We start from the raw sequence: 20593 nt of genomic DNA on the forward strand, positions 1-20593 counted from the left end.
CCAGTGTGTTTGCAAAATAGCCTCCTGTTTTAAATAAAATATATTAAAAAGAAATAGGTGAAAACATGATTAAATGTATAGCTATTGACATGGACGGAACGCTTTTAACAGCTGCTCAGCAGATAACGCCTGAAAATCTGGAAGCGATCCGCTGGGCCCAATCCAAAGGAGTAGTGGTCGTCGTTGCAACAGGAAGATCCTATAGAGAAGCAAGCTTTGTCTTAGATGCAGCAGGTTTAATATGTCCGATGATTTGTGTAAATGGAGCGGAGATAAGATCCGTACATAAAGACATCATTTCGACCAATGCATTAGGGAAATCCACGGTTAGGAAGATTGCTGCCATTCTTGACAGAAATAAGATTTATTTTGAAGTATATACAAATAAAGGAACGTTTACATTGGACGAAGATAAGGCTGTTTCCATTATGGTTGACATTTATATGAGTGCAAACCCGGAGGCAGATGTTAATGAAGTCGTGAAAGTGGCAGAGAAGAGAATTACAAAAGGGCTTGTGCATAAAGTAGAAAGCTATGATCTGCTTTTTAATAATGATGAATATCGAATCTATAAATTATTAGCTTTCTCTTTTAATCAAGATTTATTAGCTGAGGCAAAGAATGAGCTTTTAAAAGTAGAAGGATTAGCGGTCTCTTCATCTGGAGTGGAAAACCTAGAGCTGACAAGTGTAAATGCCCAAAAGGGGATAGCACTGAAAAGGTTTGCCCAAGCAGATGGGATTGACATGAAAGACACAATGGCTATTGGGGATAATTACAATGATCTTTCTATGTTTAAGATGGCTGGCTTATCCGTTGCAATGGGAAATGCAGATGAGGAGATTAAGGCACAGTGTGATAAAGTAACGCTTACAAATGAGGAAAGCGGGGTCGCTAAAGCAATATGGGATGCAATAGAAGGGAGAGAGGAATGAGGCGTGCATTATCAAGCCTGATCATTTTATTTGCTATCGCTGGTGCAGGCTGTACACAGCTGGAAGAGAGAGGGCTTGAAGAGGACCAAGTGGCAAGTCTTCCCTATAAGGAGCCTCAAGTGATTGCAGATGAGCTGCAAATACCTTGGTCAATTGATCAAAATGAGGGCATCTTCTATCTGTCTGAAAGACCGGGGCATATTGTTAAAATAGATGACGGCAGAACGGAACGTCAGAAGGTTGTTCTTGAGAAGCCGTTAGCCACTGCTTCAGAAGCAGGGCTGTTAGGTTTTGTATTGTCACCTGATTTTTCCAAAACTAAAGAAGCCTTTGCATATTATACATATACGGATGGATCAGGTCAGTATAACCGAATCATCCTCTTAAAGCTAGACAATGGAACTTGGAAGGAGACCGGGCTTCTATTGGATCGAATACCTAGCGGTCAGTATCATCATGGAGGCAGGCTTGAGATAGGACCGGATGGCAAGCTTTATGCCACCACTGGTGATGCATCCTACAACCCAGAGATCGCGCAGGATATTCATTCCCTAGGCGGGAAAATCTTAAGAATGAACCTTGATGGATCTATTCCAGCAGACAATCCTATACAGGATTTATATGTGTATACCTACGGACATCGAAATCCGCAAGGTCTGGCATGGGCACAGGACGGTGTGTTATATGAAAGTGAGCATGGTCCTTCGGCGAATGATGAAGTGAATTTCATTCAGCCCGGCCGTAATTACGGCTGGCCAGTTATTATAGGAAAAGAAATCAAGGAGGGGATGGAGACTCCATTGTTTACATCTGGAGACAACTCCACATGGGCACCTTCAGGCATGGCCTTTTATGAAGGGAAGCTGTATGTTGCTGCTCTTAGAGGCAGTGCCGTGTTAGAGTTCGATTTAACATCAAAGAAGATGAGAGAAGTGATTACTGGTCTTGGCCGGATTCGAGATGTGTATATAAAGGACGAATTCCTTTATTTTGTCAGCAATAATACGGATGGCCGCGGCACGCCGCTGAAAAAAGATGATAAGCTTTATCAAATCCCGCTAGCTGAGCTTTAAGAAATGGCATGGTTTTTCCAGGCCATTTCTGCTTTTACTGTATGAATAATGAATAGAACATTACTCTATTTTTAAGATTGTTCGAATGATTGGAGTGAGCCCGCTGACAATAAATTCAACGGCAATAACCATAACGATCAGTCCCATTAATCGCATCAAAATATTGTTTCCGGTTTCGCCTAAAAGATTATAAATACGAGTTGAGTTAAGTAAAATCAGATAGGTTGCGAAACAAACAATGGAAAGAACAATGATTAAGATACCTTGAAAGACGATGCTTTCTGCTGTATCCATCATGAGGATCGCATTCGTAATCGCCCCCGGTCCACAAATCATAGGGATGGCAAGCGGTGTAATGGAAATATCATTTGTATAGCTATTTACTTCTTTTTCACTGATTTTAGCCCGAACAAGTCTTGCTTGAAGCATGTCCTGCCCCATAAGAAAGAAAATGACTCCGCCAACAACCTTTAGGCTGTTGATTGTAATTCCAAAAAATTTAAAAATTAGCTGCCCTGTTACTGCGAACAATACAAGAATAATAAAGGAAACAATCGTTGCCTTTCTTGCTGTTCGCTTCTTCATCTCTCTATCTAAATCAGCTGTCATTGAGAGATAAATAGGCATAACTCCAAGAGGATTTATAAGAGTAAAGAATGAAGTAAACCCAAGTAAGGCAAAAGCAAAATACTCGTGCATAAAAACCTCCATATCATGAAAATAGCATTTTTTGCTAGTATATCAATGTTTGTAAAAAAACTAAACACGTAGAGTAAGAGAAAACAAAAAGCCCTATCATTTTGGATAAGGCTTACACTCGTTTTTTATATGTCCAATGCTTGTGTGCGAGTAACACAACTTTGCCACATCTAATGTCTGATATCTCTAAGGTGTTTCAATAGTTAAATTTAATGATTCCATTTGTGACATGTAGAGCTCTTCGTACTTCTTATCAGTTAAATAGGATATTTCTTGTTCTGCTGCATCTGGATTTTCCTTTTTAACATCTTCTTTTAGTATATTATATATTTCCTCTGTTAAAACTCTTTGTTTAAAGTATGTATTTAATTGAGTATTATATTGGTCTGATGAGCTAGCTTCTATTAGCTTCTTAGCTAATTCTGCTTGATCTACCTTTTGAGTAAAGTCATCGATCTTTTTTTGTAAAACTTGTTCATCTACTTTTAAACCCTTTTCCTCTGCAAGAAGATACATGGAGTTCTGTTCAATCAGTTTGGATAGATTGACATTATAATTATCATGATATTTGATTTGTTCATCCCAGTATTTAAGCTTGTCCTCCAATTCCTTACCTGTAAGGCTTTGCTGGCCTTGAAGTCGATTCAATTCAATCTCAACTTTACTCATTAACTCGAAAAATTTAAGATCAGCATATGTGTAAACCATTCCATTAATTGTAACAACTTTGTCTTCATTCGTTAGCTTTTCCATACTCACATCTTCGTTTCCGGTATCACTTTTTTTCTCTTCGCTCGGATTTGATGCTGCATTTATCTGGCAGCCAGCTAGAAAGCTGCATACAATTAAAATAAGCAAGGTAGTGAATAATCTTTCTTTACACATGTTCTTCATTCCTCATCAACATCAAATGTAATTGCTTTTTCAAAGGATTCCCCGTCTTTTTCCGCTTCAATATTGGCAATCCATTCGCCCGCCATCGGCAACTCTACGCTTGATTCGTATAGCCCATTCCCTTTATCTTGAAGGTTCAAATGGATTTCGCCATGGTCCATTTTTGCCATTTCAAGATTAGCAATGATTTCTAATCCTTCTATTGGCTTTCCATCCTCAGAAACTTTAAATATAATAGGTGAATCCTTCTCCCCATTATACGTTGGGGGTGTATCTATAGTGAATTCATAATTAGAGCCAGAACTACAGCCTGTGAGAAAGATAAGCAATAGTGTAAATATAGAAAAAAGCTTCCTCATTTTTTTCCAACCTCCTGCAAATGGTTACTCATAAAGTCGTCAACTGTATATTTGATAATTGTTCCTTCATTTAGAAAGGCAACATTTGTACAAGTTTGTTTAATTTCATCCATATGATGTGAAGACATCAAGATGGTCTTACCTGATAATGATTTCAGAATATCTAGCACCTCTTTGCGGCCAATTGGATCCAGTCCACTTGTTGGCTCATCTAGGATTAAAATATCTGTATCGTAATAAAGCATGACTCCAAGACCAAGGCGTTGCAGCATCCCTTTTGAATATCCTTTAATTTGGTGATGTCGATCGTCCCATAAAGACACAAGTCTCAGCTTTTCTTCCATCTTTTTCTCGTCTATTTCCTTTGAACTAAGGGAAGCAAAGAAGCGCATGTTTTCTTCCCCTGTCAGATGTGGATAAAGATGGAACTTTTCAGGTAAATAGGAAACTATTTTTTTCCATTCTCCTTTTTTGTGGGAATATCCCCCTAATTGAATGGATCCCTTTTTCACGGGAAGCAGGCCAAGCATAGAATGGATCAAGGTGGATTTACCAGCTCCATTCCGACCTACTAAAGCGCAATGCTCATTTTTTTCTATGATTAAATTTATATTATTTAGTACATTCTTATCTTTATAGGATTGATAAAGCCCCGTTATTTCAATCATGATTTTTCCCCCTTGCTTCTTAGCAGTATAGACATCTCGAAGAAAATGACCATCCATAGGACAATATCAATTAGAAGGAATTTCCATGGTTGCATCCAAATCATTTTTTCCATTAATCTGGACATGTTATTTAAAGAGAATAGACCTAGTGACGTCTCTAAAAAGAGTTGAAGGGTATGGATTGGATCTAAAAAATATAACCAAGAAAAAAGTTTTACATTTTCATATGAAACAGAAGAGACATATTGCAAAAATACAAGATCAATAAGAAAGATAAAGAAAAACCAAGTGAAAATCACGGCGCCAATCAGCTGCATTTTTGTATTGCAAATACTGCCGAGGAACAGTCCGATTTGATTAAAAATGAGTAAAAGGGCAATTACAGTTCCTAAAAAAAATAGAAAGCTAGCTAGGTGAAATTGAAGAAACCATTTCATGAAAATAGCTAGAACAAAATACCAGACAACAAAGACACTTATAATAACACAATGAATGGCGAGACTTTTTTTCAATAATAGGGTCCGATAGGATTCTTTCTTTGTTAAAAGAATCATTGAAGTTTTTAACTCTCTTTCTTGAAAAATAGAAAAGGCAGATAGAAAAAGGCCAAAAATCGGAATGAGATAAACATTCATACCGTGAAGAGAAAGGAGAAAGGCGTCAAATCCTAATGCATCTGGATATGAACGTGCCTCCACTAATAAAAAGATGGAGGTAAGTATTACCATTGCGAGTCCTAACCATAAACCTTTTCCACGTGATTGTTCAAGCCACTCCTTCCAAATGTAATTCATTGTCAACGGCTCCTTTTCGAATTGTAAAATCGACCAACACCAACCAAAAGAATTGGAATGGAAAGTAATAGCATCGGCACCCAGGTAGGTGAACGGCCTTTTTGCTTTACTATTAATGGAAATTGATCTTCGACCATTACATCCTGAGTATTCATTACCTCATTAATCTTTTCATAGATACCAATGGAAGGGCTTTTCAGAAATAGATAAGCAAGCTCGTTTTCATCAATTAATTTATATAATGAGGATTTATGCTCAATGGGTGAATCACCAATACCGTTTTGATCTAAATCAAAACCAGATTGTTCATTGCCCCAGTAATTTCCGCGGCCATTTTTGAACCAATGATTTGAAGCCTCTCCGCCAACATTTAATACATGGGCTACATTTTGCTTGAAATGGTTATCTGTAAATACCTGATTGGTTGAGGAAGACCATAGTTCAATACCAATATCATTATGGAAAAATTTATTTCCAATAATTTGATTTTGATTTGATTGTTCTAAGTAGATTCCTCGCTGGTTTAAATAAAATTCATTATTTTTAATGATATTATCTTCACTAGTTTGGATGATTAGCCCAAAAGACCTTGATCCTTGATTGAAAGAAAATTGATTTTTTTCTAAGATAATTCCTTGTGAGTGCATGATAGCTGCACCACCTGTATTTTTAATAAAATGATTATTAATAAACTTGTTGTCATTTGAGTACATATAGTGGAGACCATAACGGGTCCTAGTAACAAGGGTATCTTTCACTTCAACTTGGTCTGCAAATTCAAAAAAAATGCCGTCTCTAGTTTGAGTAATATAGGAATCTTGTATCATAATATCGGAAGATCGAATAAGTTGAATTCCATTTCCTTGACTACCAAGCTTTCCAGTTCCTTGTCCAGTCACTGAAACATTTTTCACTTCGGCGTGCCGCACCTTATTTAGAAATAAGCCATGGTAAACATCGTGAATAACAAGATTAATGAATTGATGGTAGTCTCCTTTAGCGCGAATACCAGAAAATTCTTGATCTGAGCTTCTACTTAAACTACCGTGCTCAATCGTCAAATTTTTCAATGTTACGTTTGAAGCATCAATTGTTATTACATTACCTTCTCCATTTCCTCGTATGACTGTGTTTTCTTCACCGGTTATTGTTAGTGGTTTATTAATTTTAATATTTCCGTCGTATTTTTTTCCTTCAAGTATTAACTCGCCATTTATCGGTGTTTCATCTATTAATTGTTGTAAGGGAACATTGGCAGAGACAGGAGAATTAGTAAAGATCCATATACCTATTCCGACAAATAATAAAACAAAATGCCTCATTTCTTTCTCTCCAGCCACAAGGGAATAAGGGTACAAATAAAAGCAGCACCAAGTATAAAGGCACCTGTTGTGAAATAACTGTTAGTTACAAAATTAGCAATGGTATTTTCCCCGATAATTGGCGGGACAAAAGGATCTAATTCAATGGGTGCTTTTGGATCTAGCTCAGTGCCAAATTTCTTGAGCCATCTTTTCATATCGTAAATACCAAGAATACCTCCAATAGTGAATAAACCAATCCCGACATAAAGAAGCTTCTTTCTTCGAAGTAATCCTATCAATAAGATAATGAAAGCTAGGCCAATAACCAAATATTTCATATAGGGGAGTTCAGGGAAACTTTCATTGCTGAATTCCGTCATGCCAATATAGTGATTTAACCCATTAACAATATCGATGTCCCCGGCTAATGTATAAGGGTAAACGATAATATCGAGACCTTCAGGATATTGTGGTGCATAAAATTTCATTCCCCACCAAGGGAAAAACATGGAGGTAACTAAAAGGGCAGCAGCTATTATTAAACTAAGCATAGAACCAATTGATAATTTTTTAGACATGCCTTTCATCTCCTATATTTTGAACTTCCATTTTTCAAAGGTTCAAAATGGTGTCAATGATAGGAGGGTATTGTTTGTTACTTACCAATACCCTCCAAGAATAAATTATAGTTGATAATTACAATGCTTTATTTAGGTTCAACTAGTAAATATCCGCTCATTTCTTGGTGTAGCGCTGAACAGAAGTTTGTACAATAAATAGGGAATGTGCCTGCTTTGTCAGCTGTAAATTCCAATGTGTTTGTTTGTCCTGGCTGAACCTCGTAATTCAGGTTATAGTCCATAATACCGAACCCATGGGTTATATCTTGGTCAAGGTCAATGTTTGTCAAGTGGATAAAGACTTTATCACCTTGTTTCACAGTCAGTTCATCTGGACGTTTAGATTTCGCATCAAATATGAATTTTGAACGCATGGCAATCCCGTAAACATGGACTTCATTGCCTTTTCTTTCAATTCTTGTGTCTTCCTGGCTCCATACGGAATTAGGACGCTTCTCATCCTTTTCATAAATTGGTATTGTTTTAATCTTGTCTGCTTTAATAATTTGTGCATAATGTGGTTCAGGATCTACTGGATTGGTATAGACCAGTTCCATTTTGTCATTAGAAATATCGATTAATTCCATAGATTCTGGATGTGAGGGCCCTACTGATAGGAAGGCATCCTTCGCAATTTTATTTAATGATACAAGCCAGTTTCCATCTGGAGAAGCTGTATCTCCTTCAGCAGCGGAAGAGTGACCAGGTGAATAGTGGATAGGAGTTCGATCGATGATTTCGCCAGTGTCAATTTTCCATTTAATAACTTCTGAAGAAATAAACATTGTATTATAGGCATTTCCTTTGTCGTCATATTGGGTATGAAGAGGACCTAAAGCTCCTGGAGGGTCAACCTCACGTTCCATCACCTTATCATATGGAAGAACAGGAATACCGAATTTCTCATCCGTAAAATCCTCATTTTTAACTGCTTCCATAGCTTTTTCAAAAGAGAAAACAGTCATTAGTGGAGCGAGTTTACCAGAAGCGATGAATCTTGTTCCATCAGGTGTAAAGTCCACTCCATGCGGGGACTTAGCTACAGGAATTGCATAGATAGATCCTTTAACCTTAGTTGGGTCAATTACTTTTGCACCATTAATTTCTTCGTATTGACCATCGGCAACCTTTTTCTCAAGTTCTTTCCAGTTAAGCAGCACAATATAGTCACGGTCGTTTTGAGAAGCATTAATTTCTAAGTTAGTTGTTGCAAATTCAGTATTATATGTAGTCATGACAATCCAGTCGCCGGAAACCTTTTTACCGGCATCAGATAGATCGTAAGACCAAGGTGGAAGCATGATTTGGTAGCCTAAATCAAACTTCTTTGTTTCCTGGTCGAATTTAACCATTGAAACAATTCCTTTATATTTTTCTTCAAATTGGTCCAGAGATGCATAATCTCCTCCGAGAGGTCTAGAAAAGCGAGTAGGCATAACAATATATTCTGTATTTTGTGTAACAAATGTACCTGCGTGAGGTCCACCCATATTAGGCATGCTCATAATATCTGCTGTATGAAATGTTTTTAAATCGACGGCTGCTATTCGGTTATTGGCCACGTCATTGGCAAATACAAACTTTCCGTCATATTCAGCATCTGTTTCAGATATTGCGGGATGGTGGAAGTCACCCCAAGTAAAACCACCTAACATTTTCTTTGTAGCATCATCAAATCCATAACCTGTAGCTGGATCAGGAGTAAAAACTGGAACAGTCCTGAGTTTCCTCATTGACGGTACTCCATATACAAACAATTGACCAGAGTGTCCCCCTGATGAGAGCATGTAGTAGTCATCGTGCTCGCCATATGGAACGTAAACCTTTTCTGCATTCGTTTTGTTGGCGTTCTCATTGGTTGCTGATCCGGAAGGTCCTGATGAAAAATCTGCAAAAAATACTGTTGCTGCAAGGGCACCAGCAACTAAGCCGGTCGCAGCAGGAATCCAATTTTTCATTAATAATTGCACCGCCTTTTATTATTATATTTGTCTCTTGAGCCATTTTAAGATAATAGATATTATTCAGCTGCTTTTTTAAGAGCTTCTACAACTTGACTGATTTCTTCATCAGTTAATGGATTTCCGCCAATTACGCTAGACATAACTGCAGAAGTTGGTTCTTTTAAAAACTCAGCAAGTGGCTTGCCATGCTTGCCTTCAACATTATTAAATGCTTGTGTTAAATCAGGACCTGTTGCTCCACCTTCAAGATTTAATCCACTAACAGCATGACAGCCCAAGCATCCTTTTGCCTGAAGAATATTATCATCAGAAACGGCTACTGTTTTATCTGTTTCTTCCGTTGCCTCCTCTGAGGATTTTGAGTCTTCCTTATCATTTACAGCTACTTCTGGCTGTGATTGACCAGGTGCTATAACATCAAATACTAAATAACCTAGCCCTAAGCCAATTAGAGCGCTAATGACAAAAATAATTAAAGGTTTTTTCAAATTATTCCCTCCTTTTGTGTGTTTTCCATTATTATCCTAACGTTGGGGGGTGTGGGGATGTGTGATGAAATTCACTTCACAGCTAATCTACTGTGGATGTTCTGTGACTGGGCAGTGAAGAATTTGTGACGATTGAAAATCAAGCGGTTCAAAAAACGCCATTAAATCATACATCTACTAATATAAATCAATAGTTATGGCACTTTTTAAGTAGAAGGCTATGCAAGTAACCATGTGAAAAATGTCACATTCAACACCTGTAAGCTTCGATAGAATAAATAGTAATATGAAATACTCTATAAGGTGGGAAATGAACATGAACAACCCAAATGCAGCTCAGCAGCCAGATATTGAAGAGTTCTTAGGTCAAATTGAAGTGTTTAAAAACCTCCCAAAGCAATCGGTCCAGTTAATTGACAAACGGATTGTAAAAAAGGCGTATAAAAAAAGTGAGCAAATTATTTCTGAGTATGAAGAGGCTCAAGGTGTCTTCTTTGTTTATTCAGGTATTGTGAAGTTAACGAAGCAGGATGACCAGGGGAATGAAATCATTACTTGCATTAAGAAAAAAGGGGAGATATTTGCTGAAGCTTGCTTGTTTAATGCGGAAGGCATGTGCTACCCGGCAACAGCGACGATGATTCAAGAGGGGGAAGTCTATTTCTTAAATACAGATGACTTAGAACAAGAGCTTGCGCTGTCCCCAGAAATGTCTGTCCAGATCATCCGCTATATGAGTGAACAGCTTCGAGATATGACATCGATCTTAAGAGATATTGCCCTTCTAGACGTTTATATGAAAACGATACGAACGCTCGAGCGGCTTGCTGAAAAATTTGGTGCAAACCGCTGCAATAAAATGTATATTGAACTGCCAATTACGGTTCAAGAGTTTTCCACCTTAGTAGGCACATCAAGAGAAAGTGTCAGCAGAGTTTTTTCAAAGCTTAAAAAGGATGGAATAATCGAAATAAAAGGGAAAACCATTGTTATTACAGATTGGTGTAAATTCTGTTCTCTATTTCATCAAAAATTATAATTCACTAAAACAGGATTCTAATGAGAAAGAATTCTGTTTTTTGTTATAATAAAGAAAAAAGGCTCGTACTTAATAGAGGTGTAAATATGGCAGATTTTCGTTCAAGTGCTATCATTCATAAACCGGTAAAGGAAGTATTTCAATATATGGCAGGCATGGAGAATGTCCATGAGGTAATGCCGGTTGTTGCAAAAATGGAAAAGTTAACAGACGGAGAAATTGGGAAAGGGACAAAATTTAAGGAAACGCGAAATGTTAGAGGAAAAGAAATCTTTGCGGAAGTTGAATATATTCAATATGAGGAGAACCACTTCTTTACATCAAGAAGCAATTCAAATGGTTTGATTGTTGAGTATAAATATGTTTTCCATGAAATTGAAGAAGGAACACAAGTGGAGCTTGAGGCATTTGTAAAAACTAGCGGTTTACGGATGAAATTAACAAGGCCGATGATTGTCAAGATGATCAGGCAAGAAGACGGCTATCAGCTTGAGAACCTAAAGAATATGCTAGAGTCAGAAACTGAAGAAACGAGTGATTTGCAATTATAATTCTTGTTTTGTAAAGAACAGGCGGATATGCAAATAAAATTGGCATTTTGCAAAAAAGGTAGAACCACCTCTCCAAAAATAGAGATTTCGCCCATATATATCTAGGTAAAATAAAAAAGCAGTTTTTCGCAAATATGAAGTGAAAAACTGCCTTTTTTATTAGAACTTATAGGTCCAGAAGCGTTCATTATGAATTCGTGCCATCACCGCTGGGTCTTGATTTTTTAGCTGTTCTTCCATTTCGGCAGCCATCAGCTGTGTTTGTGAAACATGCGCTTTTATGGCAGCAAGTTTTAAATCAGCAACATCACTAACATTGTTAACAATGTCTGCTTGGCCGATCTCTTCTTCGCAGTTATTAGAAAAGGCAACACAATGAACCTTCGGACGCTCGTTTTCAGGCATATCTTTGACAGCTTTAATGACTGCTGCACCGGTTGCATCATGGTCAGGATGTACGGCATAGCCAGGGTAAAACGTAATAATTAAAGAAGGCTTCACTTCTTCAATAATTGATCCCATATGCGCTGCCAGTACTGCTTCATCTTCGAATTCTACTGTTTTATCCCGATAGCCAAGCATGCGTAAATCGGTGATTCCAAGGACATCTGCGGCATCCTGCAGTTCTTTTTTTCTTATTTGCGGCAAGGTTTCCCTCGTAGCAAACGGAGGATTTCCCATGTTTCTTCCCATTTCCCCAAGAGTTAAGCATGCATATGTTACAGGAATCCCGCTTTTCGTATAGGATGCAATGGTTCCTGAAACACCAAATGCTTCGTCATCTGGATGAGGGAAGACAACTAATACATGTCTTTCTTTTTCCATGTCGCATTCTCCTTTCTTTCACGTTATGTTCTGATACGCCTTAAAATGGCTGTTCACTTAATTGTAAGGAGACTGCCAGTTTGCCGCTAAAGTCATGACCGGCTAATAGCAGCCTTCCTTTATCATCTACTTCAAAGTGGGTAATGCCTTCTGCATACACCCAGCCGAAACTCATTTTGAGACCAACGCGAAAAGGCCCATTTCCTGTTATTTTCCCGTGCTCATATTGTAAAAGTGCATTTCTTATGTATGCACCCGAAGAGAAAAAGGACTCATTGAAATGAGAAGCATATGCCCCGTTCGTTGTTTCTAAATGGATATACACTTTCTTTTGGGCGAAGCGATCTAATTCTTTTTGTACGTGATCAATAATTACCGGTTCCATCCTAATCCTCCTTCCAGTACGTTATTCCTATTTCTATCTCGATTCCAATTTTTATTTTACTAAAAAAGGAATAGAAAAGCGAAATTCATGCTTTATGGAAAAACACGCCGATGGGAGAGTTTTGAAAAGGCGAAGGCATAGGTGCAGTTCCGCTTATCGCTCTCAATGCATCCACATCCTGCAGTATTCGCCCAATATCCATCGTGCTTATATCCTAAAAGACACTTCGATTATCTTCTTACTAAAAATAAATTTTTAACGTAAAAAAAAACAGAGCCATTTGGCTCTGTTTATGAATTAAGCTGTTCTGCTTCCAAACGGCCTGCACCAAATCGGCGATAAGCCCCATGCATCGTTGGTCCAACATATTCATTTAATTTAAATCCATGGCTAATAGCAGCTGTAATGAAATCCTTTGCAATTTCCACTGCTTCTACTACGGATTTCCCTTTTGCTAATTCTGCAGTAATGGCTGATGAGTACGTGCAGCCTGCGCCATGCGTGTAAGTCGTTTCGATCCGTTCACTTTCAAACAGTGTAAATTCCTTCCCATCATATAGGAGGTCTACCGCTTTTTCGTGCTGCAATTTGCTTCCGCCTTTAATAAGGACATACTTTGCACCAAGCTCATGAATTTTCACAGCTGCTTCTTTCATATCATCAACGGTTTTGATCGGTCCCGTTTGAGCCAATTGCCATGCTTCAAAGAGGTTAGGGGTAACAACTGTTGCACGAGGAACAAGAATCGTTCGTAATGCTTCCGCTGTCTCTGGGTGAAGCACCTCATCTTCCCCTTTACATACTAATACAGGGTCAATGACAACCCGGTCTAATTTATTTTCGTCTATTACTTTTGCAGCAAGTTCAATAATTTCAACAGAACCTAGCATCCCTGTTTTCATTGCATCTATTCCGGTTGATAGAACAGTTTCAATTTGTGTTTCTAATGTATCAAGGGCAATTGGGAAGACATTATGATTCCAGTTGTTCTTTGGATCCATTGTCACGATTGTTGTTAAAGCCGTCATTCCGTAAACGCCTAGTTCTTGGAATGTTTTAAGGTCAGCCTGAATGCCTGCGCCTCCGCTTGTGTCAGATCCAGCAATAGTTAAGACTTTTTTCATCGTCATTTGCAAATTCCTCCCTGAAGTATTGCTTCATTAATAAGATGGCATTGTTTTTTCTATTATATCAATAATCGCTTTTACGAGAAACTTTAAATCAAAAGGCTTTTATTCCCAATTGCTATTCTCTATTATAAACGTAGGTGATAAAAATGAGAAGAATTCTATACATAGAAGATGATTTAGAAATTGGCAGCTGGGTGCAGGAGGACTTAGAGCAGAGAGGCTTTAACGTAAAGTGGCTAAAAACAGGCGAAGGGGCCGAAAAAGCAGTTATTCATAGTGATCTTGTCGTATTGGATGTGATGCTCCCTGGACTTGACGGTTTTACAGTCGGACAGCGTCTCAAAAAAGAAGCACCGCAAATCCCGATATTAATGCTTTCTGCACGTACAGCTGTAGATGATAAGCTTCAGGGCTTACAATTTGCAGATGATTATGTAACAAAGCCTTTTCATCCAGATGAGCTGGCAGCAAGAATTGAGGTATTGCTAAGAAGGTCTGGTCTATCGGCTTCAAATGAGATAAAGCTAGCCCATATATGTGTGAATCTCTCCGAAAATACCATTATTGATCAGCGGAATGGGGAGGAGATTATTTTAACTGGCAAGCAATATCAAATATTTATGCATTTTATAAAACATCCCAATCAGATTCTAACGAAGGAGCAGATCTATGAGTCCGTATGGGGAGAGCAGTACATGGAAGGTGACAAAACATTGATGGTTCATATTCGCTACCTCCGTGAAAAAATAGAAAAAAACCCAGGTTCTCCTGAAATAATTGAAACAATCCGAGGAATTGGCTATAGGGTGAAGCAATGAAACTGAAAAACTCCTTATTGAATCAGTATCTATTAATCATTTTATTGGCTATCATGATCGTGCCAATCTCCTTTTTATTTATCTCAATTGTATTTTTTAATTATCTTCTTATTGATGAGGAGCCGAATAAATATCAAAATGGGGCGGATTTAGAAGCGATGTGGCATGCAGAAGCACAAAGCCTGAGCGGAGCCTCCAATGAACAAATAAATGAGAAGTTAATAAAAATAAAAAATGAGTATTCGGAAGCATCGGTGTTTTGGGTCGATGAAACGGGAAAAACAATGGGGAAGCTTCCTGAAAACCAGCCAGTCCCACCGATATGGTCAACTTCCTTAACAATCGATTTTATGAAAAAGAACCGTGGATTAGAGGCTGACCCGTATACAGTTGTGTCCTTAATTGGCAAGCAAAAAGATGAAGGCTTTATGGTTCTCCAAGTTCCTCGTTCAGTTATGCTCTCTACTGGACAAAGCTTGCAAGATCGGTATAGCTTTGCCATCATTCTTTCGGTTGTGGCAATACTAGCGATCTTCATATTTATCTCGTGGATATTCTTTTACAAAATCAGAAAGCGTCTTTTACGGCTTCAGCGAGCTATGTCCAATCCAACAGAAAGCGGCATACCGGATTCAATCAGTGTTGAAAAAAAGGATGAAATTGGACAGCTGGAAGTGTCTTTTAATGAAATGATTCATCAGCTTGAAGACAGCCGGATACGCGAAAAGGAAGAAGAAATGCTTAGGAGACAGCTAATTGCGAATTTATCACATGATTTAAGAACACCGTTAACAACGATTAGAGGGCACGCCTTCAGCTTGAAAAAAGAAGAATTGAGTAATAAAGGCAAGGAATCACTCGATTTAATCGACAATAAAATTGGCTATCTAGGGCAGCTAATTGAAAACCTCCTTTCTTATACATTATTGACTACAGGGAAGTATCCGTATTATCCAGAGAGGACGGATATGGTCCGGTTAGTAAGGACATCTTTTGCGGCGTGGTACCCAGTTTTTGAAGGAGCAGGCTTTCAAATGGAGGTTGAGTTTCCAGAGGAGACCTTTTACTGGGAAGTTGATCCTCAAAGGATGGAACGTGTGTTAGATAATTTTTATCAAAATATTTATCGGCATGCACGTAAAGGCGCATATATTGGAGTGAAGATCGATGCTCCTCTTCAGCAGATCATCATTGAAGACCGTGGTCCAGGAATGAGGGGGGAATCGATTGAAAAAGGGGCAGGAATTGGGCTTTCCATCGTATCCCTGATGTTAAAGGATATGAGGCTTAAATGGGAAACAGATACAGGAAATCAGGGGACCATAATTAAAATTAGAAAAAGTAGTTGACGACTAGAAAAATAAAAAGAAAAAGAACTTACTCCTGAGCGGATTATTCTCAAAAATAGGTTCTTTTTTTCTTCTTTAAATCAGTAGGGGATGTCATTAATTATCAGCAAATGGGAAATCTTAAATAATCTCACATTTCCATGCATATAAATGCTTTGAGGTGGTTTTTATGACTAGGGATACAGGAAAATTTAGCTGGTCGAAACTTCCCGAGGGTGCAGAGGATGTTCTTGGTAAAGAGTTTTGGAATGATATTCAGCAGCTTTTCCCTAAAAAGGGGCCACTTATTGATATGTATGAAACCGAAAATGAAGGAATCATCCTTGTTGAATTGCCAGGATTGCACTCAATGAATGATATAAGAATTAAGCTGAGAGACATGAATTTAGTTATTTTAGGCAATATTCCTGTTTTTCCGCTTAGCAGCAATGGGAGGGCAACTATTAAGGAAAGGTTTACGGGCCCTTTTGAAAGGCAGATCCCTCTTCCTTTTTCATTTATTGCAAAAAATGTCTCTGCAAAATATCAAAATGGCCTCCTTGAAATTAAGCTTCAAAAAGTGGCAAGCGAGCAATTAATTGATATTCATTTCGAGTAAGGAAACGGCGGAGGTGAAATGAATGGCTCAGGTTAAAATAAAGCATTTCGCTATTGATCAAATTAAAGATTCTTCAGCTGTATTTTCTGGGGTAAATGCACAGTATCATTTTTCATCAGCCACATACAAAGCAGAGGGAAATGGAACGATTGATGGGAATCATAATCTTATTTTTAATAATATTCATATGGTAAAAAATAATAAGCCTACTTCAGAAAATGAGTGATTCCTTTGTTTTGGCATAAGAGGAGAAAAGATGATCTGTCATACAAAGAGCTGCAGAAGCAGTTAGATGATTTGCAGAAGAGGATCGATAGTATGAAGGATCAGCAAAAGGCAGAATATCACTTTCATATTGATAGAGTAGATATTCATCAGCCTGTTCTTGATCAATTATCGTTTCACCTTGATCAAATTGATATAGAAGAATTGAGCGGTGCTCTCAATGTAGGGAATAACTTTGGCGTAAATATAGGAAATAAGAAAGGAAAGGGAAAAAAGAATGAAGGGGAAAGACGTTCTCAAGATAACAGTCTCTTTAAAACAACGAAAGAAGGCTATTCCATCACTTTAAAAGACAAGGAGGCAGAGAATGACCCTACTATCTCCTAACTTTTTTATTGGGACAATCCGTATAGGAACTGTTGAAGGTGCTTCGTGTGTAAATTTCGGGAATAATGCACCTTCGGGATTTGAAAGCTTTAAAAAACATAGTCAAGGCCTTGGGAGTATAAGTGGTGACGGGAATCAGATTGAAGGATTACGATCATTGTTATATGACTCTGCCATTATGGATCTGCTAACGTGCCGGGATGAGAAGGATGTACCTGATTGGATAAAGGAGTTAATACAAGAAAAGATGAAGGGGGAGGACTAATGATGTCCATCCCCTTTTTTTTCGTTACTCTGATTCATCGGATTTGACTGAGTGATAATGGGCATATCAATTAAATCATTATCGTAAACAACGTTTATATTATTCATTAGGTGATTAAAGTCTCCTATAACCTTACCCATTGCGCTGTTTTCCTTTGTTTGCGAATGCCAGTTTAATTGAATGTTCGATCCTGTAAAAACACCAGAATTTTGGCTTATGCTAGTAATTGAAATGGAATCAAAGACAATTTTCATGTGAATTCCTCAATATTGTATATTAGGCTGCGGATTGTTAAATTCAGGAGTATTAATTGGAGTATCAACTAAATCGTTATCAAAATTGATATTCATATTGCCTGTTACTGCAGCTAATCCAAACTGCTGACCGGCAGCAAGATTATTCTTCCCTTGAAATGACCAGTCCGCTTGATTGTTTTGACCTGTTGAAACGGATGAATTTTGAATAACCGTATTTACTGCAATTTGGTTAAAAATGATGGATATAGGCATCGTCTTCCCCCTTTACGAAAAGCTGCGCCCGTTAAGGATGTGTTAGAGGTGATCATACATAAGCGGCATGAAAGTTTAAACTAAGCGTAAGTGCTACATATGGATTCTGCTTATAGGTATCATATTCGCCTAATTGGGAAACGTGTTAAATCGACTAGCAATACAAATATTTAAACCAATTTTAAACTTCATTGCCCTTCGTTTTAACCAAGGCTGGCTATGATGGGTATCGAGGTGATAAAGATGAATGAATTAATTATTGAAACAAATCAATTGACGAAGAAATTTTCAAAGCGGTACGCGGTGGAGAATATTGATCTCAAAATAAAGAAAGGCGAGATCTATGGATTCCTCGGTCCAAATGGTGCGGGGAAAACAACTACGATTCGGATGCTTCTTGGACTTGCTAAACCGACTAAGGGATCCATTCATATATTCGGCAAGGATATGAAAAGGGAAAAACTCAATGTGCTTAAAAGAGTAGGATCTTTAGTCGAATATCCATCCTATTACGGACATTTAAATGCGTACGAGAATCTCGATGCTCTTCGTATTCTGCTTGATGCACCTAAATCGAGAATTAATGAGGTGCTTTCAATTGTCAGATTATCGAATGAAGCGAAAAGACCAGTTAAAGGCTTTTCCTTAGGTATGAAGCAAAGATTAGGGATTGCTGCCGCACTCTTAGGAAATCCGGAGCTGCTTATTTTGGATGAGCCGACGAATGGACTTGATCCTTCAGGCATCCTGGAAATTAGAGAGCTCATTAAAAGTATGCCAAAAGAGCATGGCATTACGATTCTCGTATCAAGCCACTTATTATCGGAAATGGACCAGATGGCAACCCAGGTAGGCATTATTTCAAAAGGAAAGATGATTTTTCAAGACTCGATTGAGGCTCTAAGGCAAAGGGCACAAAGCAAGATTGCCATTAAAGTAGATCAAACAGAACAAGCATGGCGAATGCTGCTATCAAAGGGAAGGCAGGCAGAAATGGATAATAATCAAATATATCTGCCCCATACTTCGGATGAGGAGATTTCCACTGTGATTGGAGACCTTGTTCATGATCATTTCTCTGTGTACAGAGTCCAGGAAGAGAAAAAATCGCTCGAAGATATATTCCTGGAGCTTACTGGCGGGGAGGGGAGTCTGTAATGCTGAGCATTCTAGCTTCCGACTTTATTAAGATTAGAAGGAAACTGATTTGGTTTTTGATATTTCTTGGCCCATTCGGAGTTGTAGCCCTACAAGCCGTTAACTTTGGATTAAGATATGATTATTTAACAAAGGTCCATGAAAAGGATTTATGGGCAGGACTGATAGGAGAGGCTGGATATTTGGCAATTCCCGCATTAATGCTCGGATTAACTCTTATAGCTTCTATGATTTCTAATATTGAGCATCAAACAAATGCATGGAAACAGCTTCTCGCATTGCCAGTTTCCAAACTGCGGGTTTTTACGGGGAAATTTCTATTAACGGCCCTTTTGCTTTTTGTATCAAGCACGTTCCTGCTCTTAGGGATTATTGTCCTTGGTTTCTTTCTTAAGTTTGGGGCAGACGTCCCACTGCTGGCTTTGCTTAAAATGGCTTACTTTCCTTATCTTGCAGCCATGCCTTTTATCGCCCTGCAAATCTGGCTATCCATCACAATGAAAAATCAAGCGATCCCTTTGGTTATTGGAATTGTAGGGACAATCCTTTCATTGATGTCCTTTCGATTCCCTGATTGGATGCCATGGAAATGGCCATCATTAACGAATGGCTGGAATGATCCCTTGTATTCCGTCACTTTCGGTCTTGTTTGCGGACTGGCTATATATTTGATTGGTTTGCTAGATTTTGCGAGAAAGGATGTGAAATAAATGGGAAAGGTTTTGAGGTCTGAATTTCTTAAGCTTAGGAAATCTGCGATATGGCTGTTAATTTTTGTGAGTCCTGCTCTCTCCTTCTTAGTTGGCGTAGGGGAATCTGTGGAAGATGCACCTCATAAATGGGAATTGGCAATAACTTATATGGCATTTATACACGCACTTTTATTTTTGCCTTTGCTTACAGGTGTTTTTTCCGCCTTCGTGTGCCGGTATGAACATATTGGCGGAGGCTGGAAGCAGCTGCTTGCTATGCCTGTTTCCCGCGGCAATGTCTATATTGCAAAATTCCTCCTTGTCCTCGGTTTGATTGCTATTACACAGCTGCTGTTTGCTTCTGGTCTTATTTTGGCTGGGCAATTAAAGGGATTTGAGGAAGCCATTCCTTGGAAAATGATAGCGGTTAGCTTGTTAGGAGGCTGGATCGCCTGCCTTCCTCTTGCAGCACTGCAAATATATGTGTCAGTTGCATGGTCCAGCTTTGCTGCTCCATTAGCCATTAATGTCATATTTACACTGCCCAATATGCTGATTGTAAACTCAGAAAAATTTGGTCCATTTTATCCGTGGGCTCAGCCATTTTTGGCAATGGTGCCAACAGGCCAGGATGGATTTGGTGCAATGAATGTAACGATGGAAACATTGCTGCTCGTCATTTTCGGGAGCTTTATTCTGTTTTTTCTATCAGGCTTTACCTATTTTCAAAGAAAAGAAATCTAGCATCCTTCCAATTTTGGAAGGATTTTTTTTGCATTTTGGAAAGCAGAATTATAATTTTCACTAATTTTTCACATATAATTTCAACAATTTATTGAACAATTGGTCATTCTTTAAATTGCC

27 protein-coding genes are annotated in these 20593 nt (G+C 38.3%); 13 read left to right on the forward strand and 14 right to left on the reverse strand.

Annotated elements, in window-relative coordinates; translation table 11 throughout:
- Positions 1-65 precede the first annotated feature (65 nt).
- The gene (locus ASU02_RS00865; protein ID WP_057759996.1) at positions 66-935 is read left to right on the forward strand and encodes a Cof-type HAD-IIB family hydrolase; all 870 of its coding nucleotides are present in this window, start codon (positions 66-68) and stop codon (positions 933-935) included.
- Positions 932-2008, forward strand: a complete 1077-nt coding sequence (locus ASU02_RS00870; protein WP_057759997.1) for a PQQ-dependent sugar dehydrogenase — start codon at positions 932-934, stop codon at positions 2006-2008. Before ASU02_RS00865 ends, ASU02_RS00870 begins: the two co-directional genes overlap by 4 nt.
- A 60-nt stretch (positions 2009-2068) precedes the next feature.
- On the opposite strand, the gene ASU02_RS00875 is transcribed toward ASU02_RS00870, so the two are convergent.
- The 9 genes from ASU02_RS00875 to ASU02_RS00915 form a co-directional block, all read right to left on the reverse strand.
- Entirely contained in the window at positions 2069-2707 is a 639-nt protein-coding gene (locus tag ASU02_RS00875) for a MarC family protein (protein ID WP_057759999.1), read from the reverse strand.
- A 186-nt stretch (positions 2708-2893) separates the two neighbouring features.
- Positions 2894-3592: a hypothetical protein gene (locus ASU02_RS00880; RefSeq protein ID WP_057760001.1), complete on the reverse strand. Its 699-nt coding sequence runs from the start codon at positions 3590-3592 to the stop codon at positions 2894-2896.
- Between the two features lie 5 nt (positions 3593-3597).
- The gene (locus ASU02_RS00885) at positions 3598-3960 is read right to left on the reverse strand and encodes a FixH family protein (RefSeq protein ID WP_057760003.1); all 363 of its coding nucleotides are present in this window, start codon (positions 3958-3960) and stop codon (positions 3598-3600) included.
- Positions 3957-4628, reverse strand: a complete 672-nt coding sequence (locus ASU02_RS00890; RefSeq protein WP_053478462.1) for an ABC transporter ATP-binding protein — start codon at positions 4626-4628, stop codon at positions 3957-3959. Before ASU02_RS00890 ends, ASU02_RS00885 begins: the two co-directional genes overlap by 4 nt.
- On the reverse strand, positions 4625-5422 hold the full coding sequence (locus ASU02_RS00895) for an ABC transporter permease (protein ID WP_057760004.1): 798 nt from the start codon (positions 5420-5422) through the stop codon (positions 4625-4627). Before ASU02_RS00895 ends, ASU02_RS00890 begins: the two co-directional genes overlap by 4 nt.
- 2 nt (positions 5423-5424) lie before the next feature.
- Positions 5425-6744 (reverse strand): nitrous oxide reductase family maturation protein NosD, encoded by a 1320-nt coding sequence (gene nosD, locus ASU02_RS00900; protein WP_057760006.1) that lies wholly within the window; start codon positions 6742-6744, stop codon positions 5425-5427.
- On the reverse strand, positions 6741-7304 hold the full coding sequence (locus ASU02_RS00905) for a hypothetical protein (protein WP_057760009.1): 564 nt from the start codon (positions 7302-7304) through the stop codon (positions 6741-6743). Before ASU02_RS00905 ends, nosD begins: the two co-directional genes overlap by 4 nt.
- Before the next feature lie 128 nt (positions 7305-7432).
- A complete protein-coding gene (gene nosZ, locus ASU02_RS00910; RefSeq protein ID WP_057760010.1) occupies positions 7433-9304 on the reverse strand; it encodes a Sec-dependent nitrous-oxide reductase in 1872 nt (623 codons plus the stop codon).
- Between the two features lie 62 nt (positions 9305-9366).
- A complete protein-coding gene (locus tag ASU02_RS00915) occupies positions 9367-9798 on the reverse strand; it encodes a hypothetical protein (protein WP_057760012.1) in 432 nt (143 codons plus the stop codon).
- Positions 9799-10114: 316 nt separating this feature from the next.
- On the opposite strand from ASU02_RS00915, the gene ASU02_RS00920 reads away from it, so the two are divergent.
- Positions 10115-10837, forward strand: coding sequence for a Crp/Fnr family transcriptional regulator (locus ASU02_RS00920; RefSeq protein WP_057760014.1), 723 nt, complete (start codon positions 10115-10117; stop codon positions 10835-10837).
- 86 nt (positions 10838-10923) lie between these two features.
- Entirely contained in the window at positions 10924-11388 is a 465-nt protein-coding gene (locus ASU02_RS00925) for an SRPBCC family protein (RefSeq protein WP_057760016.1), read from the forward strand.
- Positions 11389-11547: 159 nt separating this feature from the next.
- Here ASU02_RS00925 and bshB2 read toward each other — a convergent pair whose 3' ends face one another.
- The 3 genes from bshB2 to pdxK all read right to left on the reverse strand — a co-directional run bounded on the left by bshB2 (position 11548) and on the right by pdxK (position 13728).
- Entirely contained in the window at positions 11548-12213 is a 666-nt protein-coding gene (gene bshB2, locus ASU02_RS00930) for a bacillithiol biosynthesis deacetylase BshB2 (protein WP_057760018.1), read from the reverse strand.
- A gap of 40 nt (positions 12214-12253) precedes the next feature.
- Positions 12254-12598, reverse strand: a complete 345-nt coding sequence (locus ASU02_RS00935; protein ID WP_057760021.1) for a YojF family protein — start codon at positions 12596-12598, stop codon at positions 12254-12256.
- Between the two features lie 290 nt (positions 12599-12888).
- A complete protein-coding gene (gene pdxK, locus ASU02_RS00940; RefSeq protein WP_057760023.1) occupies positions 12889-13728 on the reverse strand; it encodes a pyridoxine/pyridoxal/pyridoxamine kinase in 840 nt (279 codons plus the stop codon).
- 146 nt (positions 13729-13874) lie between these two features.
- On the opposite strand from pdxK, the gene ASU02_RS00945 reads away from it, so the two are divergent.
- From ASU02_RS00945 to ASU02_RS00970, 6 genes are all read left to right on the forward strand, one after another.
- Entirely contained in the window at positions 13875-14546 is a 672-nt protein-coding gene (locus tag ASU02_RS00945) for a response regulator transcription factor (RefSeq protein WP_057760025.1), read from the forward strand.
- A complete protein-coding gene (locus tag ASU02_RS00950) occupies positions 14543-15895 on the forward strand; it encodes a HAMP domain-containing sensor histidine kinase (protein WP_057760027.1) in 1353 nt (450 codons plus the stop codon). The genes ASU02_RS00945 and ASU02_RS00950 overlap by 4 nt, the downstream gene beginning before the upstream one ends.
- Positions 15896-16064: 169 nt before the next feature.
- Positions 16065-16493 carry an Hsp20/alpha crystallin family protein gene (locus ASU02_RS00955; protein ID WP_057760029.1) on the forward strand — a complete coding sequence of 143 codons (429 nt, stop codon included), beginning with the start codon at positions 16065-16067 and terminating at the stop codon, positions 16491-16493.
- Between the two features lie 22 nt (positions 16494-16515).
- Positions 16516-16719 (forward strand): hypothetical protein, encoded by a 204-nt coding sequence (locus ASU02_RS00960; protein ID WP_057760031.1) that lies wholly within the window; start codon positions 16516-16518, stop codon positions 16717-16719.
- A 5-nt stretch (positions 16720-16724) separates the two neighbouring features.
- On the forward strand, positions 16725-17105 hold the full coding sequence (locus ASU02_RS00965) for a hypothetical protein (RefSeq protein ID WP_082631654.1): 381 nt from the start codon (positions 16725-16727) through the stop codon (positions 17103-17105).
- Entirely contained in the window at positions 17086-17370 is a 285-nt protein-coding gene (locus ASU02_RS00970) for a hypothetical protein (RefSeq protein ID WP_057760035.1), read from the forward strand. Before ASU02_RS00965 ends, ASU02_RS00970 begins: the two co-directional genes overlap by 20 nt.
- On the opposite strand, the gene ASU02_RS00975 is transcribed toward ASU02_RS00970, so the two are convergent.
- Together ASU02_RS00975 and ASU02_RS00980 are read right to left on the reverse strand one after the other, a co-directional pair.
- A complete protein-coding gene (locus ASU02_RS00975; RefSeq protein ID WP_057760037.1) occupies positions 17367-17624 on the reverse strand; it encodes a hypothetical protein in 258 nt (85 codons plus the stop codon). The two genes, ASU02_RS00970 and ASU02_RS00975, sit on opposite strands and share 4 nt — an antisense overlap.
- A gap of 9 nt (positions 17625-17633) precedes the next feature.
- Entirely contained in the window at positions 17634-17879 is a 246-nt protein-coding gene (locus ASU02_RS00980; protein ID WP_057760039.1) for a hypothetical protein, read from the reverse strand.
- A gap of 243 nt (positions 17880-18122) precedes the next feature.
- Here ASU02_RS00980 and ASU02_RS00985 point away from each other — a divergent pair, with 243 nt between their 5' ends.
- The 3 genes from ASU02_RS00985 to ASU02_RS00995 are packed head-to-tail and all read left to right on the forward strand — an operon-like array spanning position 18123 to position 20473.
- Positions 18123-19037 carry an ABC transporter ATP-binding protein gene (locus ASU02_RS00985; RefSeq protein ID WP_057760041.1) on the forward strand — a complete coding sequence of 305 codons (915 nt, stop codon included), beginning with the start codon at positions 18123-18125 and terminating at the stop codon, positions 19035-19037.
- Positions 19037-19747, forward strand: coding sequence for an ABC transporter permease (locus ASU02_RS00990; RefSeq protein ID WP_057760043.1), 711 nt, complete (start codon positions 19037-19039; stop codon positions 19745-19747). Before ASU02_RS00985 ends, ASU02_RS00990 begins: the two co-directional genes overlap by 1 nt.
- Positions 19748-20473, forward strand: a complete 726-nt coding sequence (locus ASU02_RS00995) for an ABC transporter permease (RefSeq protein WP_057760046.1) — start codon at positions 19748-19750, stop codon at positions 20471-20473. It begins immediately after the preceding gene.
- Positions 20474-20593 lie beyond the last annotated feature (120 nt).

The organism is Cytobacillus praedii (assembly GCF_001439605.1).
Classification (GTDB): Bacteria; Bacillota; Bacilli; order Bacillales; family Cytobacillaceae; genus Cytobacillus; species Cytobacillus praedii.

What these genes read in the sequence shown, in the direction of transcription:
- ASU02_RS00865 (WP_057759996.1), top strand. Translation starts at nt 66, where the DNA reads ATGATTAAATGTATAGCTATTGACATGGACGGAACGCTTTTAACAGCT.
- ASU02_RS00870 (WP_057759997.1), top strand. Translation starts at nt 932, where the DNA reads ATGAGGCGTGCATTATCAAGCCTGATCATTTTATTTGCTATCGCTGGT.
- ASU02_RS00875 (WP_057759999.1), bottom strand. Translation starts at nt 2,707, where the DNA reads ATGCACGAGTATTTTGCTTTTGCCTTACTTGGGTTTACTTCATTCTTT.
- ASU02_RS00880 (WP_057760001.1), bottom strand. Translation starts at nt 3,592, where the DNA reads ATGTGTAAAGAAAGATTATTCACTACCTTGCTTATTTTAATTGTATGC.
- ASU02_RS00885 (WP_057760003.1), bottom strand. Translation starts at nt 3,960, where the DNA reads ATGAGGAAGCTTTTTTCTATATTTACACTATTGCTTATCTTTCTCACA.
- ASU02_RS00890 (WP_053478462.1), bottom strand. Translation starts at nt 4,628, where the DNA reads ATGATTGAAATAACGGGGCTTTATCAATCCTATAAAGATAAGAATGTA.
- ASU02_RS00895 (WP_057760004.1), bottom strand. Translation starts at nt 5,422, where the DNA reads ATGAATTACATTTGGAAGGAGTGGCTTGAACAATCACGTGGAAAAGGT.
- nosD (WP_057760006.1), bottom strand. Translation starts at nt 6,744, where the DNA reads ATGAGGCATTTTGTTTTATTATTTGTCGGAATAGGTATATGGATCTTT.
- ASU02_RS00905 (WP_057760009.1), bottom strand. Translation starts at nt 7,304, where the DNA reads ATGTCTAAAAAATTATCAATTGGTTCTATGCTTAGTTTAATAATAGCT.
- nosZ (WP_057760010.1), bottom strand. Translation starts at nt 9,304, where the DNA reads ATGAAAAATTGGATTCCTGCTGCGACCGGCTTAGTTGCTGGTGCCCTT.
- ASU02_RS00920 (WP_057760014.1), top strand. Translation starts at nt 10,115, where the DNA reads ATGAACAACCCAAATGCAGCTCAGCAGCCAGATATTGAAGAGTTCTTA.
- ASU02_RS00925 (WP_057760016.1), top strand. Translation starts at nt 10,924, where the DNA reads ATGGCAGATTTTCGTTCAAGTGCTATCATTCATAAACCGGTAAAGGAA.
- bshB2 (WP_057760018.1), bottom strand. Translation starts at nt 12,213, where the DNA reads ATGGAAAAAGAAAGACATGTATTAGTTGTCTTCCCTCATCCAGATGAC.
- ASU02_RS00935 (WP_057760021.1), bottom strand. Translation starts at nt 12,598, where the DNA reads ATGGAACCGGTAATTATTGATCACGTACAAAAAGAATTAGATCGCTTC.
- pdxK (WP_057760023.1), bottom strand. Translation starts at nt 13,728, where the DNA reads ATGACGATGAAAAAAGTCTTAACTATTGCTGGATCTGACACAAGCGGA.
- ASU02_RS00945 (WP_057760025.1), top strand. Translation starts at nt 13,875, where the DNA reads ATGAGAAGAATTCTATACATAGAAGATGATTTAGAAATTGGCAGCTGG.
- ASU02_RS00950 (WP_057760027.1), top strand. Translation starts at nt 14,543, where the DNA reads ATGAAACTGAAAAACTCCTTATTGAATCAGTATCTATTAATCATTTTA.
- ASU02_RS00955 (WP_057760029.1), top strand. Translation starts at nt 16,065, where the DNA reads ATGACTAGGGATACAGGAAAATTTAGCTGGTCGAAACTTCCCGAGGGT.
- ASU02_RS00960 (WP_057760031.1), top strand. Translation starts at nt 16,516, where the DNA reads ATGGCTCAGGTTAAAATAAAGCATTTCGCTATTGATCAAATTAAAGAT.
- ASU02_RS00970 (WP_057760035.1), top strand. Translation starts at nt 17,086, where the DNA reads ATGACCCTACTATCTCCTAACTTTTTTATTGGGACAATCCGTATAGGA.
- ASU02_RS00975 (WP_057760037.1), bottom strand. Translation starts at nt 17,624, where the DNA reads ATGAAAATTGTCTTTGATTCCATTTCAATTACTAGCATAAGCCAAAAT.
- ASU02_RS00980 (WP_057760039.1), bottom strand. Translation starts at nt 17,879, where the DNA reads ATGCCTATATCCATCATTTTTAACCAAATTGCAGTAAATACGGTTATT.
- ASU02_RS00985 (WP_057760041.1), top strand. Translation starts at nt 18,123, where the DNA reads ATGAATGAATTAATTATTGAAACAAATCAATTGACGAAGAAATTTTCA.
- ASU02_RS00990 (WP_057760043.1), top strand. Translation starts at nt 19,037, where the DNA reads ATGCTGAGCATTCTAGCTTCCGACTTTATTAAGATTAGAAGGAAACTG.
- ASU02_RS00995 (WP_057760046.1), top strand. Translation starts at nt 19,748, where the DNA reads ATGGGAAAGGTTTTGAGGTCTGAATTTCTTAAGCTTAGGAAATCTGCG.